The sequence below is a fragment of the Streptomyces sp. T028 genome (assembly GCF_048159505.1).
Classification (GTDB): domain Bacteria; phylum Actinomycetota; class Actinomycetes; order Streptomycetales; family Streptomycetaceae; genus Streptomyces.
Map to the genome: position 1 here is coordinate 72,442 of NZ_JBLRVZ010000026.1, position 16,272 is coordinate 88,713.

The window sequence follows — 16,272 nt, forward strand, 5'->3', positions numbered from 1 at the left end:
CCGGAGGGGGGAGCGCGCGTGGGTGACCTGCTGGGTGTGGCGGTGCTGGGGGCCGGACACATGGGGGCCGACCACATCCGGCGCCTCGACCGCGTGGTGAGCGGAGCCAGGGTCGCCGCCGTGGCCGACCTCGACACGGCGCGCGCGAAGGACGCCGTCGCCGGCATCGACGGAGTCCTCGTCCACACGGAGACGGAGGCCGCGCTGGACGCCCCCGGAGTGGAGGCGGTGCTGATCGCCTCGCCCGGTCCCGCGCACGAGGAGGCCCTGCTCGCCGCGCTCGCCCGGGGGCTTCCGGTGCTGTGCGAGAAGCCGATGGTGCCGGACTCGGCGGGGGCCCTGCGGATCGTCGAGGCGGAGGCACGTCTCGGCCGGCGGCTCACCCAGGTCGGGTTCATGCGGCGCCACGACGCCGAGTACCGCCGGCTCAAGGCCGTGCTGGACGACGGGAGGCTGGGGCGGCCGCTGATGCTGCACTGCGTGCACCGCAACGTCTCCTCTCCGCCGGACTTCACCAGCGCGATGCTGATCGACAGTTCGGTGTCGCACGAGATCGACGCGGCCCGCTGGCTGCTCGGCCAGGAACTGACCGCGGTCGGCGTGCTGCGGCCGCGCCCCTCGTCCGGGGCTCCGCAGGGGCTGCTCGACCCGCAGTTCGTGGTGTTCGAGACCGACGGGGGCGCCCTGGTCGACGTGGAGGTCTTCGTCAACTGCGGCTTCGGCTACCAGGTGCGCTGCGAGGCCGTGTGCGAGGCGGGCAGCGCGCGCATCGGCGACGACCACGGGATGCTGGTGACCGCGCGGGGCGACGCGGCGACCGAGGTGCCGCAGGACTATCTGGTCCGGTTCGTGGCGGCCTACGACCGCGAGGTGCAGAGCTGGGTCGACGCGGCCCGGCGGGGGCGGGTCACCGGCCCGACCGCCTGGGACGGCTACGCGGCCTCCGCCGTCGCGGAGGCCGGCGTGCGGGCACTGGAGAGCGGCGAGCGCATCACAATCGCCCTCGCCGGGCGTCCGGACCTGTACGCCGGGCACGACGCCTGAGACCGCCCGGCCTCAGACATTGCCGAGCAGGGCCTGCAGCCCCTCGTCGACCGCGGCCCCGACGTCCTCCTGTCCCGCCGGCACCACGGCGTAGCTGCGCAGCAGGAAGCGGCGCAGGGCGAAGGTGTCGAACTGGAGCAGGGCCATGCCGAACGGCGAGTGCAGCTCCACCACCGTTCGGGTCGGACCGCAGGGCCACAGGTGCACGTCGCCGGTGCCGGCGGGGCCGCACAGGCCCTCCTCCAGCAGGGTGCGGCCGAAGGTCCAGGTGGCGGCCTCGTCGGCGAGGGAGATCTCCGCCGGGAAGTCGAGGTGCACGGCGAACGGGTCGTCGGAGGCGTAGCGGAGCGTGGCGGCGACGGGCAGTTCCTGGTCCTCGGCGGTGATCAGGCGCGCGCGGACGGGCTGTTCGAGGGTGATGTCCATGCTTGTAGGACCCCGGAGGTGCCGATCGCATTACGCGAAAGCGGGTGCGACTTGATGTGATCTGCGTCACGGCATCGTTTTCCTGAACAAACAGCCGTCGAACACTCGACTGAAGGTCCTCCCGTAGCCCCCTCCCGCCCCTCAAGTCACGTACGCCACCTACGACTTGACCCTCCTCCCGGCGCAGGACCAGCACCCCCGCGAGCCCGGCTCGGGGACAGAGGCATATGCCAGAGACACCGCCGAATCGTGTGTTGCCAAATCCCTTACACGGCGTCGCGGGCTGTGCAACAGTCGTAACGGCCCTTCCGTCCCCGTTCGTCGTGCCCTCCCCGTTCGTCGTACCGTCCCGCATCGGAGTGCGTCATGCCGTCCCATCTGTCTGCGGACCATCCCGCCGCCCAGCCGCCGGGACGCGGCTCGGTCGACGCGCTGATCACGCAGACACGACGGCTCAAGGTCGACGTGGACGCCGTACGACGGGACGCGCAGGGCATCGACACCGGGGACCCGCAGGGCCGCTGGCAGCGGGCGCTGTGCGACCTGGCGCTGCACCAGCTCGAGGACCTCGACGCCCACCTGGCCCAGCTCCGGGACGGCCCCCCGCCGGCGCCTGCCGCCGCTCACCGGGAGTCACTGCTCAGCCGGGTCGGCAGCGCCGAGTGGAACCTGCTGGCGGACGACGCCGTCTGGTCCGAGGAGCTCTACGGCATCCTCGGCCGCGATCCGGCCACCCCCGCGCTCACCCTCGACGAACTGCCCTCCCTCGTCCTCGACGAGGACCGGCCCAAGCTCACCGTGATGGTCACGGACTGTCTGGTGGACGCCCGGCCCATCGACGGCGAGTTCCGCGTCGTCCGGCCGGACGGCGGGGTGCGGACCGTGCACATGATGGGCGAGCCGGTGCTCGACGCCGACGGCGCCACCGCCTCGATGTGGGCCGTGCTGCGGGACGTCAGCGAACTGCGCCGGAGCCAGAGCGAGGTGCGCGAGACCCGTGACTCGCTGCACCGCCACCGGCAGAGCGAGCGCCGGCTCGCGGTCGAGCTGCGGGAGGCCGTGCTCCCACCCGGGCGCGGCGCCGTGCGGCTCCCGCACCGGGGCACCGACACCCTCGACCTCGCCGCCCGCCATCTGCCCGCCGCGACCGGCTCGCTCATCGGCGGGGACTGGTACGACGCCCTCGAACTCCCCGACGGCCAGACACTGCTGAGCGTCGGCGACCTCACCGGCCACGGCCCGGCCGTCACCGCGGACACGGCGATGCTGCTGGGCGCCCTGCGCGGGATGGGCATGGCCGGCGCCGGACCCGCCCAGCTCATGTCCTGGCTCAACCAGTTACTGGACGCCACCGTCCAGCCGGCGCTGGCCGGTGCCCTGTGCTGCCGCTACCGGCCCGAGCCCCGCACCCTCACCTGGGCGCAGGCCGGACACCCCGCCCCGCTGCTGTTCCGCGACGGAACGGGGCGCCGGCTCGACACACCCGACGGTGTCCTCCTGGGCGCCACCACGGGCGCCCTCTACGGGCAGGCCGAAACGACCCTCGAGACGGGCGACCTGCTCCTGCTGCACACCACCGGGCTGGTACCCGGCGACAGCACACACCGACTCCTCGACCTCGCCCCCCGCTTCCACGAGGCGCGCACCGCACAGGACTGCATGCGGACGGTCGTGGAGGAGTTCGGCGAGACCGGGCGCGAAGACGACGCCTGCGTGCTCGTCGCCCGGGTCACCCGGTGATCAACTGATCAACGTGGTTCGGTTAACTGACCGTTCGGTCCGGTGGTCTTCCGCCGACCGCCAACTCATTCACGTCTGAGCGGTGTTGCCGCCCCGCCCTCCCCTCGGCTTCGGCAGCGCCAGCCTGATCTGCTCACGCAGTTCGCTGATGCTCGGGTAGCCGGCGTACTCCGCGGTGAGCCGGTACATCTCGCGCAGCCGGTCCCAGGTGCGGCGGGAGGAGTTCGAGCCCATCGACACCAGGGCCAGCCGGGCGTAGCGGTCCGCCTGTTCGGGGTCGTCCGCGATGAAGCAGGCGGAGGCCATGGACAGATGGTCGAAGATCTTCGACCGCTCCCGTCCGTCGACCCGGAGCGCCAGGGCCTTCTCCGCGTAGTACTGGGCGTGGACGGCCGCCTGCGGCTCGAACTCGGCCAGGGTGCGGTAGGCCAGGGCCTGCATGCCGTACAGATCCTCGTCCTTGAAGGTCTGCATCCAGGACGGCGGTTCCACATCGGCCCGGTCGGAGACGAAGAGGTCCTCCGCCTGGCCGAGGGTGCGGCGCATGGCCTGGCCCTTGCCCATCGACGCCTGCGCCCAGGCCTCGATGGTGTGGAACATCGCCCGGGTGCGCGGCAGCACCTGACTGCCGGACCCGGACTGGGCCAGCTTCATCAGGTCCAGGGCCTCGTCGGGCCGGCCGAGATGGACCATCTGGCGCGCCGCGCGGGAGAGCGCCTCACCCGCCCGCGGCCGGTCGCCGCCCTCCCGTGCGGCATGGGCGGCGATGACGAAGTACTTCTGGGCGGTGGGTTCGAGGCCGACGTCGTGCGACATCCAGCCGGCGAGGACGGCGAGGTTGGCGGCGACGCCCCACAGGCGCCGCTGGAGATGGGCAGGATGGTGGTAGGCGAGCATTCCGCCGACTTCGTTGAGCTGTCCCACGACGGCCTTGCGCTGCAGCCCGCCTCCGCGGGCCGCGTCCCAGGCTCGGAACACCTCGACCGATTGTTCCAGTTCCTCGATCTCCTCCGCCCCGATGGGGGCGGCCTCGTAGCGGTCGAACCCGGCGGGGTCGGCATGCGGGAGGAGGGGGTTGTCGAGGACGGGAGCGTCGGCGGAGAGGGTGGGGTCGGTGTGCAGCCATTCGTACATGGCACTGCTGAGTGCTGATCCCGCGGCGAGCGCGGCACCCGCGCCCACCAAGCCGCGTCGGTTGAGCATGAGGTCCATTCCCGTGAATTCGGTGAGGACCGCGGCAGTCCGTTCGGGCGCCCACGGCACGCCGTCGGGATGTTCCGCACTCCCGCCGCCCGGCCGTTTCCCCGTACGCCCGTGCCGGACCAGACCGAGGTCCTCAATGGTCACGACACGACCGAGACGCTCGGTGAACAGGGCAGCCAGCACCCGCGGCACCGGATCGCGCGGGATCTCTCCCATGTCGATCCACCGCCGCACCCGGGAGGTGTCGGTCGACAGCTGGGGGTGGCCCATGGCCGCCGCCTGCCGGTTGACCAGCCTCGCGAGTTCACCCTTGGACCAGCCGGCCAGGCCGAACAGGTCCGCCAGGCGGGTGTTGGGTTGTCCGCTCACGTAAGCCCCCAGGTTCTCGGCTGAGTTGACAGTAGCCCTGGGAAAGTTGCCGGGCGACTATTCGCCAGGGTTCGCCAGGGTCCGCCAGATGGTGTGCCACTGGGCGACGGGTGTCAGGTAGGAACGCGCCACCCCGACCCGGTCGCCGAGGGACATTCCCCAGGGTGCACCCGGGTGGTCGGTCGGGGCAGCGCTTTGACTCGCAGGCACACGAAGGGATCTGTTCCGCCCATGTACGCAGCATCGTCCTCCGTGTCCGCCCCGCCCCGGTCGCTGCACTCCCGCCCGGGCGGCGGCGGCCCCTACCTCGCCCCGCAGCGGACGGCGGCCCCCGTGCTCGGCGCGGGCGGTGTCCGCCGTCCCACGGGGCACGGCACACAGCCGCTCAGCGGGCGGCTCGACCTGTCCGGCCCCCAGGGTGCGCAGCTGCGCACCGCGATCGCCTCGGTGCACCGGATCTGTCCGGAGTTCGCCCCGGTGCAGGTGCTGCGCCGCAGCGGACGCTCGGTGCTCCTGGTCGGCACGACCGGGCGCACCACGGCCGTCGCGAAGTGTTTACTGGACCACTCGCCCGTGTGGGCCGAGCGGATCCGGCACGAAATAGCCGCGTACCGCACGTTCGTCCGGCAGCGCCCCCCGGTGCGGGTGCCGAGACTGATCGCGGCGGACCCGGACAACTGCACCCTGGTGATCGAGCGGATGCCGGGGCGGGTGGCGGCCCTGCAGCGGCACCCGGCCGAGGCGCCGCCGCGGGCGGACATCAGGGCGGCGCTCGGCGCGATCTGCCGGCTGAACGCCTGGCGGCCGCCGGCGGGCACCTTCGACGCGCCGCTGGACTACGCGGCCCGGATCGCCCGCTACCACGAGCTGGGTCTGCTCACCGACCGGGACATGGGCGACCTGCAGAAGCTGCTGCACGGCATCGCGGCCACCGCGGGCCGTCAGGGCATGGGCCAGTTCTGCCACGGCGACGCCCTCCTGTCGAACATCCTCGTCTCACCGGCCGGTCCAGTGCTGGTGGACTGGGAGCACGCGGGGTGGTACCTGCCGGGCTACGACCTGGCGACGCTGTGGTCGGTCCTCGGTGACGCGCCGGTGGCGCGCCGTCAGATCAGCCAGATCGCCCAGTCGGCGGGACCGGCCTCCCGGGACGCGTTCCTGGTGAACCTGATGCTGGTGCTGACCCGGGAGATCCGCACCTACGAGACGGCCGTGCAGCGCTCGATGCACGACGCGGCCCCGACGGCCCCGGGGGCGGCCCACGCGGGTGCCGCGCCGTCCGGCGAGGAACAGCGACTGCTGCTGCGGCGACTGCACGACGACTGCCAACTGGCCCGCCGGGCCGTGCGCGCGGCGGTCGGCACTCGCTGATCGCCAATCCCTGATCGGCACTCGCTGAGGGGGCGAAGGTCCGCAGTGGGCCGGAACGGCGGCGCACCGCGGACCTTCGTGCGTCGCTACCACGGCAAATGCCCTGTATATGGTCATTATTGACGGGTTACCGGCAGGTCATCGCCCCACCGAGGAGGCCGCTTTGCCAGGACCCGTCGCCCACCCCCGACCACCCTTCACCTTCCGCAGAGCCGCCGGGGCCGTCGCCTCGGCGGCTCTGCTGCTGCCGCTGCTCGGCGCGTCGCCCTCGGCTGCCGAGGCACCCCGACTGCAGAAGGCCTTCGCCACGGCGGCCGCCCGGTACCACGTACCGCAGAGTGTGCTGCTGGGCGTCTCCTACCTCCAGTCCCGCTGGGACACGCACGCCGGGGCGCCGAGCGTGACCGGCGGCTACGGCCCGATGCACCTGACGGACGCCCGTACCGCCCTGGCCGCCACCCCGCACCACAGCGAGGCCGCGGAGGACGCCCGCGGCGACTCCGCCCGCCGGGCCCGGCATCCTCGGGTGCGGCTGCCGTCCGGCGACGCGATCCCGGCCCGGCTGCGGACCCTCCCCCGGGCCGCGAAGCTGACCGGTCTGAGCGCCGCGAAGCTGCGCACCGACCCGGCCGCCAATGTGGCGGGCGGCGCCGCCCTGCTCGCCGAAGCCCAGGAGTACCTCGGTGAGCCGCTGAGCGAGGACCCGGCCGACTGGTACGGCGCGGTGGCGCGGTTCTCGGGCGCGGACGACACCGAGACCGCCGCCGCGTACGCGAACGACGTGTTCGAGGTGATGCGCACCGGCAAGCGGCGGGTCACCGACGCCGGTGAACGGATCGCGCTCACCGCGCAGCCGGACCTCGATCCACGGATCACCCAGCTGGACCGGGCCGGTCTGCGCCAGGGCTCCGCCGAGGGCACCGAGTGCCCGACGGGGGTGTCCTGCGAGCGGATCCCGGCGCCGTACGAGGCGTTCGGCACCGACGACTACGGCAACCACGACGAGGCCGACCGGCCCGCGTCCTCGCCCATCAGGTACATCGTCATCCATGACACCGAGGGCGGCTGGGAGGGGGTCATCAACCTGGTCCAGGACCCCACCTATGTGTCCTGGCACTACTCGCTGCGCTCCACCGACGGTCACATCGCCCAGCACGTACGGGTGAAGGACGTGGCCTGGCACGCGGGCAACTGGTACGTCAACGCGAACTCGATCGGCCTGGAGCACGAGGGCTTCCTCGCCCAGCCGGACTCCTGGTACACGGAGGCGATGTACAGGTCGTCGGCGCGTCTGGTGGCGTTCCTGGCCGCGCGGTACGGCATCCCGCTGGACCGGCAGCACATCCTGGGCCATGACACCGTGCCCGGCCCGACCACGGCGAACGTGCGCGGGATGCACACCGACCCGGGCCCGTACTGGGACTGGCGGCACTACTTCGAGCTGCTGGGCCGGCCCCTGGCGGCCACGGCGCCCGCCGGCAGCCGCGTGGTGACGATCCGGCCGGACTACGCCGTGAACCGGCCCGCGTACCTGGACTGCGGCGGCAAGGGCAAGGTGTGCGCGGCGCACGGCTCCAGCGCGGTGCGGCTGTACTCCGACCACGACGAGAAGTCGGCGCTGGTCAAGGACCCCGGTCTGGGCGGCACCCCGACGACCGGGGTGAACGACCTCTCGTCACGGGTCTCCACCGGCCAGCAGTTCGCGGTCGCGGGCACCTGGGGCGACTGGACGGCCATCTGGTACCTGGGCCGCAAGGCCTGGTTCAGGAACCCGAAGGACAGGCCGGCGGCGGTGCCCTCCCGCGGAACGCTGATCACGCCGCGGACGGGCCTGGACAGCGTTGCGGTGTACGGGCGCGCCTACCCCGAGGCCTCCGCCTACCCGGCGGGCATCCCGGTGCAGCCGGTCTCCGCGCTGCCGTACACCCTGCCCAAGGGCCAGCTGTACGTGGCCGGGGACAGGGTGCCGGGTGAGTACCTCTACGCGGGCGGCTTCGACCCGAGCACGCATCGGGTGGTCGCGGGCAAGGACAAGTACTACGAGATCCAGTACGGCCACCGGGTGGCGTTCGTCCGGGCCGCGGACGTGACGGTCGTCCCGGGGTCCTGACGCCTCAGCCCTGCTGGAACAGCTCCGCCGGGAGAGGCTTCAGCAGGGCGTACAGGTCGTCGGTGATGGGGCGGTCCCAGGCGGCGATGGTCACCAGGACGTTGTCGCTGCGGTCGAACTGGACGCAGGAGATCCGGCCCTCGGAGAGCTTCAGCCGGCGCACGATGAGCAGGTTGTCGCCCTGCATCACCGGCATGTCCTCGGTGCCGACGACGGTCACCTCCTCGTCGTTCTCCAGCGCGAGCAGCAGCTGGGCCACCTCGAAGGGGATCTCGCCCTCGGCGACCTCGCGGGCCGGGGAGCCCTCGGGGAGGTTTCCGATGATCATCGCGGGGCCGCGGCCGCCGAACAGGTCGTAGCGCAGGAAGACGCCCTGGCAGCTGCCGTCGGGGGCGGGCAGCAGGCCGGCGCCGAGGTTGCCGGGCCAATCGCCCGGGTCCATGGCCAGGACGTCGAAATCGGGGCCGGCGGGGGTGGCGCTGCGGCGGCGGAGGAACGACATGCCGCCATGGTACGGCCCCGGGGGGATCGGCCGGTTTTCGCGTGCGGGTGGTTTGTGGTTGATCGCGCAGTTCCCCGCACCCCTTTGGTGGGACAGCGCCCCGTTGGTTATCAGTTCGCGACCTTCTTGTGGCGTTCGTGGTGGCGGGCCGCTCTCGCGCCCAGGTCGTCGGCGATACCGCCGTCGCCGTCGCCGTCGTGGCGGACGGTCAGGGCCGGGTCGAGGGCGAGCCGGGGGGTCATTCCTCGGCCGGGGCCGGTGGGACCACGGCGACCGGGCTCGCCGCGTGCAGCAGGACGGCCTGGGTGACGGAGCCGAGCATGCGGGCGGGGGCGAGCAGCCGGCGGCGGTGACGGCCGACGACGACCAGTGCGGCGTCCTTGGAGGCGGCGACGAGGAGTCCGGCCGCGTCGCCGGGGGCGGGTACGGCGTCCACGCGGACGTCCGGGTGGCGCGCGCGGTACGGGGCGAGGAAGCCGTCGGTGAGGGCGCGGATCTCGTGCTCGATGGCGTCCTGGTCGTAGACCGTGATGGGCAGGTCACCGGGGGCCACCCAGGTCTGGATCGGCCACGGGTAGGCGGCGACCACCTGGAGGCGTGCGTCGCGCAGGCCCGCTTCGGTGAAGGCGAGGTCGAGGGCGGCGTCGTCGGGGCTGTCGGTCTTGAGGCCGACGACCACCCGGGGGCCGGGCTCGGTGGGCAGGGTGACGTCGACGGGGCGGCCCGGGCGGGGCACGATCACGACGGGGCATTCGGCGTCGCGGGCCGCGGTCAGCCCGTTGGAGCCGAGCAGCAGGCTGGCGAAGCCGCCGCGGCCGCGCGAGCCGAGCACCAGCAGCTGGGCCTCGGCTCCGAGTTCGGGGAGCAGGGCGCCGGGGGCGCCGTCGAGACCGGAGTACTCCACCTCCGGCGGCCGCTCGGCCCCCGCCAGGCGGGCGCGGGCGTCGGCGAGGACCGGGTCGTCCTCCGGGGGCAGGGGCACGGCGACCGGGACGCCGGGCGGCGCCCAGGCCGAGTGGTGCCGTACGTGCGCCACGCGCAGCGGCGCCTCCCGGCGGCGGGCCGCGTCGGTGGCCCAGTCGAGGGCGCGCAGACTGTCGTCGGAACCGTCGACCGCCGCGACGACCGGCAGGGTGCTCATGGTCCTCACCTCCGGAGTACGACCTTCGTCCTGCTGGGGCCAGCCTTGCCCAGCCGGGGCCCCGTAAGGACGTCCGTGGTCGCGTGTCCGGAAAAACGGAGGGAACACCCCCGATTCGGTCGGGCCCTACGTCAGGTCGAACTCTCCCTCCCGCGCGCCCGAGACGAACGCGCCCCACTCCGCGGGCGTGAAGATCAGAGACGGGCTCTCGGGGCGCTCGCTGTTGCGCATCGCGATGAATCCCTCGACGAAGGCGATCTGGACATCCCCCCGCCCCCGGCTGCTGGACTGCCACTCGGCGTTGCTGAGGTCCAGCTCCGGCTTGTCCCAGCCCGTGAGCGGCTGCTGCTGGATGGTGCTCTCGGCCACGTCCGTGCTCCTCCCGGTTCGTCGTCCGCGGGCCAGCCTAGCGATCGGTCCCGGGTGCCGACAGAGCACGTGGAGCGTGCCTTTCAGGACTCGGGTGGCCGCGCTCCCACGAGCCACATGGAGAAGAACTGCGAACCGCCGCCGTAGGCGTGTCCGAGGACCTTGCGGGCCCGCTCCACCTGGTGTTCCCCGGCCTGGCCGCGCACCTGGAGAGCCGCCTCGGCGAAGCGGATCATGCCGGAGGCGCCGATCGGGTTGGTGGACAGGACCCCGCCCGACATGTTGACGGGCAGGTCCCCGTCGAGCTCGGTGACCCCGGACTCGGTGAGCTTCCAGCCCTCGCCCTCGGCGGCGAAACCGAGGTTCTCCAGCCACATGGGCTCGTACCAGGAGAACGGCACGTACATCTCGACGGCGTCGATGTCCCGGCGCGGATCGCCGATGCCGGCCTGGCGGTAGACGTCGGCCGCGCAGTCCTTGCCGGCCTGCGGGGACACGGCGTCCTTGCCCGCGAAGAGGGTCGGTTCGCTGCGCATCGCGCCGCCCAGCATCCAGGCGGGCGGCCGGGGTGAACGGGCCGCGCCCGCGCGGTCGGTGAGGACCATCGCGCACGCGCCGTCGGAGGAGGGGCAGGTCTCGGAGTAGCGGATCGGGTCCCACAGCATCGGCGAGGCCTGGACCTTCTCCAGGGTGATGTCGTGCTCGTGCAGATGCGCGTACGGGTTCTTCAGCGCGTTGCGCCGGTCCTTGTACGCCACCAGCGAGCCGACGGTGTCGGGCGCGCCGCTGCGCCGCATGTAGGCGCGCACGTGCGGGGCGAAGAAGCCGCCCGCCCCGGCCAGCAGCGGCTGCTGGAAGGGGACCGGCAGGGACAGGCCCCACATGGCGTTGGACTCGGACTGCTTTTCGAAGGCGAGGGTGAGGACCGTGCCGTGAACGCGGGCGGCCACGAGGTTGGCCGCGACCAGTGTCGTCGAGCCGCCGACGCTGCCCGCCGTGTGCACGCGCAGCATCGGCTTGCCCACCGCGCCGAGCGCGTCGGCGAGGTAAAGCTCGGGCATCATCACGCCCTCGAAGAAGTCGGGCGCCTTGCCGATGACCACGGCGTCGATGTCCGCCCACGTCAACTCGGCGTCGGCGAGGGCGCGCCCGGCGGCCTCGCGGACGAGTCCGGCGATCGAGACGTCCCGTCGGGCCGCCACGTGCTTGGTCTGGCCGATCCCGACGACGGCCACGGGCTCCTTGCTCATCGCGGATCCCCTTCGAGTACGGCGACCAGGTTCTGTTGCAGACACGGGCCGGAGGTGGCGTGGGCGAGGGCCCGGTCGGACTCGCCCCGGTGGATCCGGGCGGCGGCCTCGCCGATGCGGATGAGCCCGGCGGCCATGATCGGGTTGGCGGCGAGGGCGCCCCCGGACGGGTTGACGCGGACGTCGTCGCCGAGCTTCAGCGCCTTGCGGAGCACGACCTCCTGCGAGGTGAACGGCGCGTGCAGTTCGGCGGTGTCGACGGGCCGTTCGAAGGCGCCGGCCTTCTCGGCGGCCAGCCGGGTGGAAGGCGAGTCGGTCAGGTCACGCACACCGAGCGAGTGGGCCTCGATGCGGTGGTCGATGCCCCGGATCCAGGCGGGGCGCGCGCACAGCTCGCGGGCGCGTTCCCCGGCCGCGAGGACCACGGCGGCGGCGCCGTCGCCGTTCGGCGGGCAGTCGCCGGTGCGCAGGGGCCGTACGAGATAGTCGCCGTGCGGGACCGTACCCCGCAGCTGGGCGTGCGGGTTGTCGGTCGCGCGGCTGCGGGAGGCGATCCCCGCGAGGGCGGGCTCGTCGGTGTCGCCCGCGTCGATCAGCGCCTGAGCCTGGAGGGCGGCGAGGGCGACGGAGTCGGGCCACAGGGGGGCGAGGTAGTAGGGGTCGAGCTGGCGGGTGAGCACGTCACGCACCGACCCGGGCGAGGACTTGCCGTAGGAGTACACCAGCGCGGTGTCGGCGTCCCCCGTCAGCAGTTTCGTCCACGCCTCGTACAGCGCCCAGGCGCCGTCCATCTCCACATGGGACTCGGAGATCGGCGGCCAGGCGCCGACGCCGTCGAGGGCGAGGGTGAAGGAGAAGGCGCGGCCGGCGAGGTAGTCGCTGGAGCCGGAGCAGGTGAAGCCGATGTCCGCGGTCTTCAGGCCGGTCCGTTCGAGGACGTCGTGCAGGACGGGCATGAGCATCTCCACCTCGGACATCTCCTCGGTGGTGCGCAGGGTGTCGCTCTGCCCGAAGGCAACGACGGCGATGTCCCGGATCACAGGAGCTCCTTGTATGTCTCATAGTCCGCGTCGGGTTCGCCGGTCGGCCGGTAGTGGTCCGGGTAACGGCCGCCGTCCGTCCACACCGGTTCGACCCTGAGGCCCATCCGCACCTGGTCGTACGGGATCCCGCCGATGCGTCCGTGCAGCGCGAGGTCGGCGCCGTCGAGGGCGATGTGGGCGTAGACGTACGGGACTTCGATGTCGAGGTTCCTCGCCTTGATGTTGACGATGCAGAAGGTGGTGACCGTGCCGGCCGGCCCGACCTCGACCTGCTCGGCGGTGGCCACGCCACAGGTCGGGCAGGCGCCGCGCGGCGGGACGTACACCTTGCGGCAGGAGGGACAGCGCTCGCCGACGGTCCGCCGCCCCGAGAGGGCGTTGATGTACGCGGACTGGGCGCGGCCGGGCGAGTAGGTGTAGTCGAGGCGGGCGGGCGCGACGATCCCGGCGACCTTGTCCTCGAACTCACGGTAGCTACCGGTCAGTTGCTCCGCCTCGCCGTCGTACGGCTCGAAGCACGCGATGTCGGTGATGGCGCCGGTGCGCTCCTCGGCCCAGCGGATCCGCACCCGCATACCGGTGCGGACCGCGTCGGGGCCGGGGGCGTCGAGGGCGTGCAGCAGGGCGGTGCCGGCGCCGTCGAGCCGGACGAGAACCCAGGCGAAGGGGGTGCCGAGGGGCTGCCCTCGGCGCGGCTCGTGATTCCAGGCCCAGGTGGTGACGGTCCCGGTGGGAGCCACCTCGACGAGGTCACGCAGTTCGTCGGCGGTGACGGGGTCGTACTCGACGGGCGGCACGAGGGTGCGGCCGTCGGTGGTCTTCACCCCGAGGACGACCTGCTCCCGCAGCCCGGTCAGAAAGGCACTCTGGACGGGCCCGAGGGACCGGGTGAAGGGGAACTCGACGACGAGGGGGGCTTTCAGTACTTCGGGCATCGGGGCTTGCCTCCTCAGGAAGGCCGGTGGGGACGCGCCCCAAAGGAGCGCGGGGCTGTGACATATGCGGCTCCGCCGCGATGGGGGTCCCCCGCTCGAGCGAAGCCGAGAGTGGGGGAGCGACCAGCCACAGACGGCCGCAGTCTGCGAACGGCCCCTCCAGCGAGACTCACGCGCGCTTGTAAACGGGCGCCCGCTTCTCCGCAAAAGCACGCGCCCCTTCCTTCGCATCGGCGGTGTCGAAAACAGGCCATCCCCGCTCTAGTTCGGCGGCAAGCCCATCGGTCTCCGTCATCTCGGCGGACTCGTACACCGAGGCCTTGACCGCTTCCACGGCCAACGGACCGCAGGAGTTGACCAGTTCAGCGATCTCCAGGGCCTTGTCGAGGGCCTGGCCGTCCGGGACGACATGCCCGATCAGACCGACGTGCGCCGCCTCCCGGGCGCTGTACGGGCGCCCCGTGAGCAGCATCTCCAGGGCGTGGGTGCGCGGGATCTGCCGCTGCAGGCGGACCGTGGAGCCGCCGATCGGGAACAGGCCGCGCTTCACCTCGAAGAGGCCGAACGTGGCGGACTCCCCGGCGACGCGGATGTCGGTGCCCTGGAGCATCTCGGTGCCGCCCGCCACGCAGTACCCCTCGACGGCGGCGATCACGGGTTTGCGCGGCCGGTGGTGGCGCAGCATCGCCTTCCAGTGCAGGTCGGGGTCCGCCTTGAGCCGGTCGCGGTGCCGCTCGCCCTCCATGCCCTTCCCGGCCAGGGCCTTGAGGTCCATGCCGGCGCAGAAGCTGCCGCCCGCGCCGGTGAGGACGATCGAGCGGACCGAGTCGTCCTCGTCGGCCTCGAGCCAGCCGTCGTACAGGCCGACGAGCATGCCGATCGAGAGCGCGTTCTTGGCCTGAGGCCGGTTGAGCGTGAGCACGAGTGTGGCGCCCTCGCGCCGCACGGTGAGGTGTTCGGTTCCGCCCATCGCACATCTCCCCTCGGAAAGAACGAGAACAGGTTGCAGGAGCTGTGCAGGCACTTCAAGAGTTTTCTGACACTCAGTCAGATTTCTTGGCGCGAACCCTTCCCAGTTGCCGCGCCCTTTGCTCTGATGACCGGCGAACCGTTGCACGAGCCGGGGCGCCCAGGGTCAGGAGGAGCGGTGGAGTACAACCTTGCCGACCTGTTCGAGTCGGTCGTCGACGTGGCGGCGGACCGCGAGGCGCTCGTGTACGTCGACCATCCGGGCACGGGTGCGGAGCGCCGGCTGACGTACGCCGAGCTGGACGCGGCGGCCAACCGGATCGGCCACCACCTCCTGGACAGCGGGATCCGCCCGGGGGAACACATCGGCCTGCATCTGTACAACGGCGTCGAGTACCTGCAGACGGTGCTGGGCTGCCTGAAGGCGCGGATCGTGCCGGTCAACGTGAACTACCGCTACGTGGAAGAGGAGTTGGTTTATCTCTACCGGGACGCGGACCTCGTCGGGCTGGTCTTCGACGCGGAGTTCACGGACCGGGTGGCGGCGGCGCTGCCGCAGGCTCCGGCGCTGCGGCATCTGGTGTGCGTCGGCCCGGCGGGCGAGGGGGTCACCGCCTTCACGGACGCCGAGGCGGCCGGCTCACCGGAGCGCGGCTTCCCGGGCCGCTCGGGCGACGACCAGTTCATCATCTACACCGGCGGCACGACGGGCATGCCCAAGGGAGTGATGTGGCGTCAGGAGGACCTGTTCTTCTCGGGGTTGGGAGGCGGGGCGCCGACCGGTGAGCCCGTGAAGAAGCCGGAGGAACTCGCCGAGCGGGTCGCGGCGGGCGGCTCGGGGATCACCTTCTTCCCCACTCCCCCGCTGATGCACGGCACGTCCACCCTCACCGCCTTCATCGGCTTCAACTTCGGCCAACGGGTGGTGCTGCACCGCAAGTTCGTGCCCGATGAGGTGCTGCGGACCATCGCGAAGGAGAAGGTCAACGCGATCGCCCTGGTCGGGGACGCGATGCTGCGGCCGCTGATCGACGCGCTGGAAGGGCCGATGAAGGGCACCGACTGCTCGTCGGTGTTCAGTGTGTCCTCCTCCGGGGCGATCATGTCGGACACGGTCCGGGGCCAGTTCCGGGCGCTGATGCCGAACGCGATGCTGCTGAACAACTTCGGGTCCTCGGAGTCCGGCTTCAACGGGACGGCGACGGACGACTCGGGCCCGGAGCGCGGTTTCCGGATCCGGGTCAACTCCCGTACCCGGGTGGTCGATCCGGCGACACACGAGCCTATCGCCCCCGGTGAGGTCGGCCGTGTCGCCCAGCACGGTCACGTCCCGCTCGGCTACTACAACGACCCGGCGAAAACAGCCGAGACGTTCTTCGAGAAGGGCGGCGAACGCTGGGTGCTGCTGGGCGACATGGCCACGATCGACGAGGACGGCGTGGTGGTCGTCCTGGGCCGGGGCTCCCAGTGCATCAACACCGGGGGCGAGAAGGTGTACCCCGAGGAGGTGGAGCAGGCCCTGAAGTCGCACCCGGACGTGTACGACGCCCTGGTGGCCGGGGTGCCGGACGCGACCTGGGGCAACCATGTGGCTGCGGTCGTGCAGGTCCGCACCGGGGCGCCGCGCCCGTCCCTGGAGGAGATCCAGACCCACTGCCGGGCCCGGCTCGCGGGCTACAAGATCCCGCGTCAGCTGGTGATCGCCGAGGCCATCCGCCGCTCACCGAGCGGGAAGGCGGACTACCGGTGGGCGCGGGAGGTGGCGGTGGCGGAGAACCGCTGAGCGCTTCACCGGCGGGC

General features: G+C 72.2%; 15 protein-coding genes. 5 read left to right on the plus strand and 10 right to left on the minus strand.

What is annotated here, in order from left to right; genetic code table 11:
• Positions 1–18 precede the first annotated feature (18 nt).
• Positions 19–1,044, plus strand: coding sequence for a Gfo/Idh/MocA family protein (locus ACLZN2_RS24245; protein WP_416981108.1), 1,026 nt, complete (start codon positions 19–21; stop codon positions 1,042–1,044).
• A 12-nt stretch (positions 1,045–1,056) separates the two neighbouring features.
• Here the strand turns inward: ACLZN2_RS24245 and ACLZN2_RS24250 are convergent, their stop codons facing one another.
• Positions 1,057–1,470 carry an SsgA family sporulation/cell division regulator gene (locus ACLZN2_RS24250; RefSeq protein WP_416981109.1) on the minus strand — a complete coding sequence of 138 codons (414 nt, stop codon included), beginning with the start codon at positions 1,468–1,470 and terminating at the stop codon, positions 1,057–1,059.
• A gap of 366 nt (positions 1,471–1,836) precedes the next feature.
• Between ACLZN2_RS24250 and ACLZN2_RS24255 the strand changes: the two genes are divergently transcribed.
• Positions 1,837–3,210, plus strand: a complete 1,374-nt coding sequence (locus ACLZN2_RS24255) for a PP2C family protein-serine/threonine phosphatase (protein ID WP_416981110.1) — start codon at positions 1,837–1,839, stop codon at positions 3,208–3,210.
• A gap of 69 nt (positions 3,211–3,279) precedes the next feature.
• Here the strand turns inward: ACLZN2_RS24255 and ACLZN2_RS24260 are convergent, their stop codons facing one another.
• Positions 3,280–4,782, minus strand: coding sequence for a hypothetical protein (locus ACLZN2_RS24260; protein ID WP_416981111.1), 1,503 nt, complete (start codon positions 4,780–4,782; stop codon positions 3,280–3,282).
• 231 nt (positions 4,783–5,013) lie between these two features.
• Between ACLZN2_RS24260 and ACLZN2_RS24265 the strand changes: the two genes are divergently transcribed.
• Complete coding sequence (locus tag ACLZN2_RS24265; protein WP_416981112.1) at positions 5,014–6,153, plus strand: aminoglycoside phosphotransferase family protein; 1,140 nt, start codon at positions 5,014–5,016, stop codon at positions 6,151–6,153.
• Between the two features lie 109 nt (positions 6,154–6,262).
• On the plus strand, positions 6,263–8,263 hold the full coding sequence (locus ACLZN2_RS24270) for an N-acetylmuramoyl-L-alanine amidase (RefSeq protein WP_416981113.1): 2,001 nt from the start codon (positions 6,263–6,265) through the stop codon (positions 8,261–8,263).
• Positions 8,264–8,267: 4 nt separating this feature from the next.
• On the opposite strand, the gene ACLZN2_RS24275 is transcribed toward ACLZN2_RS24270, so the two are convergent.
• From ACLZN2_RS24275 to ACLZN2_RS24310, 8 genes are all read right to left on the minus strand, one after another.
• Positions 8,268–8,765 (minus strand): hypothetical protein, encoded by a 498-nt coding sequence (locus ACLZN2_RS24275; protein ID WP_351606116.1) that lies wholly within the window; start codon positions 8,763–8,765, stop codon positions 8,268–8,270.
• A gap of 110 nt (positions 8,766–8,875) precedes the next feature.
• Positions 8,876–9,007, minus strand: a complete 132-nt coding sequence (locus ACLZN2_RS24280; protein WP_416981114.1) for a hypothetical protein — start codon at positions 9,005–9,007, stop codon at positions 8,876–8,878.
• Positions 9,004–9,906 (minus strand): universal stress protein, encoded by a 903-nt coding sequence (locus ACLZN2_RS24285; RefSeq protein WP_416981115.1) that lies wholly within the window; start codon positions 9,904–9,906, stop codon positions 9,004–9,006. Before ACLZN2_RS24285 ends, ACLZN2_RS24280 begins: the two co-directional genes overlap by 4 nt.
• A gap of 126 nt (positions 9,907–10,032) precedes the next feature.
• A complete protein-coding gene (locus ACLZN2_RS24290) occupies positions 10,033–10,275 on the minus strand; it encodes a DUF397 domain-containing protein (RefSeq protein ID WP_403827414.1) in 243 nt (80 codons plus the stop codon).
• Between the two features lie 83 nt (positions 10,276–10,358).
• A complete protein-coding gene (locus tag ACLZN2_RS24295; RefSeq protein WP_416981116.1) occupies positions 10,359–11,525 on the minus strand; it encodes a thiolase domain-containing protein in 1,167 nt (388 codons plus the stop codon).
• The gene (locus ACLZN2_RS24300) at positions 11,522–12,565 is read right to left on the minus strand and encodes a thiolase domain-containing protein (protein ID WP_416981117.1); all 1,044 of its coding nucleotides are present in this window, start codon (positions 12,563–12,565) and stop codon (positions 11,522–11,524) included. The genes ACLZN2_RS24295 and ACLZN2_RS24300 overlap by 4 nt, the downstream gene beginning before the upstream one ends.
• Positions 12,562–13,503: a Zn-ribbon domain-containing OB-fold protein gene (locus ACLZN2_RS24305; protein ID WP_416981118.1), complete on the minus strand. Its 942-nt coding sequence runs from the start codon at positions 13,501–13,503 to the stop codon at positions 12,562–12,564. The genes ACLZN2_RS24300 and ACLZN2_RS24305 overlap by 4 nt, the downstream gene beginning before the upstream one ends.
• Positions 13,504–13,672: 169 nt before the next feature.
• Complete coding sequence (locus ACLZN2_RS24310) at positions 13,673–14,473, minus strand: crotonase/enoyl-CoA hydratase family protein (RefSeq protein WP_416981119.1); 801 nt, start codon at positions 14,471–14,473, stop codon at positions 13,673–13,675.
• Between the two features lie 177 nt (positions 14,474–14,650).
• On the opposite strand from ACLZN2_RS24310, the gene ACLZN2_RS24315 reads away from it, so the two are divergent.
• Positions 14,651–16,255, plus strand: coding sequence for an acyl-CoA synthetase (locus ACLZN2_RS24315; protein ID WP_416981120.1), 1,605 nt, complete (start codon positions 14,651–14,653; stop codon positions 16,253–16,255).
• The last annotated feature ends 17 nt before the right edge of the window (positions 16,256–16,272 follow it).

Coding starts and splice junctions, on each gene's coding strand:
- ACLZN2_RS24250 (WP_416981109.1), bottom strand. CDS start 1,470: ATGGACATCACCCTCGAACAGCCCGTCCGCGCGCGCCTGATCACCGCC.
- ACLZN2_RS24255 (WP_416981110.1), top strand. CDS start 1,837: ATGCCGTCCCATCTGTCTGCGGACCATCCCGCCGCCCAGCCGCCGGGA.
- ACLZN2_RS24265 (WP_416981112.1), top strand. CDS start 5,014: ATGTACGCAGCATCGTCCTCCGTGTCCGCCCCGCCCCGGTCGCTGCAC.
- ACLZN2_RS24270 (WP_416981113.1), top strand. CDS start 6,263: ATGGTCATTATTGACGGGTTACCGGCAGGTCATCGCCCCACCGAGGAG.
- ACLZN2_RS24275 (WP_351606116.1), bottom strand. CDS start 8,765: ATGTCGTTCCTCCGCCGCCGCAGCGCCACCCCCGCCGGCCCCGATTTC.
- ACLZN2_RS24280 (WP_416981114.1), bottom strand. CDS start 9,007: ATGACCCCCCGGCTCGCCCTCGACCCGGCCCTGACCGTCCGCCACGAC.
- ACLZN2_RS24285 (WP_416981115.1), bottom strand. CDS start 9,906: ATGAGCACCCTGCCGGTCGTCGCGGCGGTCGACGGTTCCGACGACAGT.
- ACLZN2_RS24295 (WP_416981116.1), bottom strand. CDS start 11,525: ATGAGCAAGGAGCCCGTGGCCGTCGTCGGGATCGGCCAGACCAAGCAC.
- ACLZN2_RS24305 (WP_416981118.1), bottom strand. CDS start 13,503: ATGCCCGAAGTACTGAAAGCCCCCCTCGTCGTCGAGTTCCCCTTCACC.
- ACLZN2_RS24310 (WP_416981119.1), bottom strand. CDS start 14,473: ATGGGCGGAACCGAACACCTCACCGTGCGGCGCGAGGGCGCCACACTC.